Here is a 785-nt window from a genome sequence, read left to right as displayed (position 1 = left end):
ACAACTGAGGAACGAACAATGTCGAACTTTGCACTTCGCGTGAAATGTCGTTCCACCAGGGGCATAGTGGCTGCGATCTCCAGCTTTCTCGCTGATCAAACTTGCAACATCACGGACAGTGCGCAGTTTGACGATTTTGATACTGGCAACTTCTTTATGAGAGTGAGCTTCCGGTCTGAAGGTGGGCGAAATCTGGACGAGCTCCGCGTCGGCTTCGATCCAATCGCATCGCGCTTCGCGATGGATTCAGAATTCTTTGACGAGGCCGTGAAGCGAAGAGTTATCGTCATGGTCTCTCGCTTCGGCCACTGCCTCAACGATCTCCTCTACCGTTGGCGCATTGGCGCTCTCCCGATCGATATCGTGGCGGTGATCTCCAATCACATGGAATATCAAAAGGTCGTGGTGAATCACGACATTCCGTTTCACTGCATCATGGTAACGAAGGAAAACAAAGCCGAAGCGGAAGCCCGGCAGATGCTTGTAGTGACCGAGACGAGGGCCGAGCTGATCGTTCTAGCTCGGTACATGCAGGTTCTCTCGGATGAAATGTGTCGGAAGATGTCCGGCCGCATTATCAACATCCACCATTCGTTCCTTCCTTCGTTCAAGGGCGCCAATCCCTACAAGCAAGCGTATGAACGCGGAGTGAAATTGATCGGCGCGACCTCTCATTACGTCACTGCCGATCTGGATGAGGGGCCGATCATTGAGCAAGACATCATTCGGGTGACACATGCGCAGTCCAATGAGGATTACGTCAGCTTGGGTCGCGACGTTGAAGC

Annotated in this window: 1 protein-coding gene; it reads left to right on the top strand. The window is 52.7% G+C overall.

The features are described from left to right. Positions 1-18: 18 nt before the first annotated feature. On the top strand, positions 19-785 hold a 767-nt coding region (purU, locus tag EH240_RS37175), incomplete at its 3' end, for a formyltetrahydrofolate deformylase (RefSeq protein WP_125007270.1).

The organism is Mesorhizobium tamadayense (genome assembly GCF_003863365.1).
GTDB classification, from domain to species: Bacteria; Pseudomonadota; Alphaproteobacteria; order Rhizobiales; family Rhizobiaceae; genus Mesorhizobium; species Mesorhizobium tamadayense.
The sequence above is the reverse complement of the archived record's forward strand: the minus strand, read 5'-3'. Positions and strand labels throughout refer to the sequence as shown.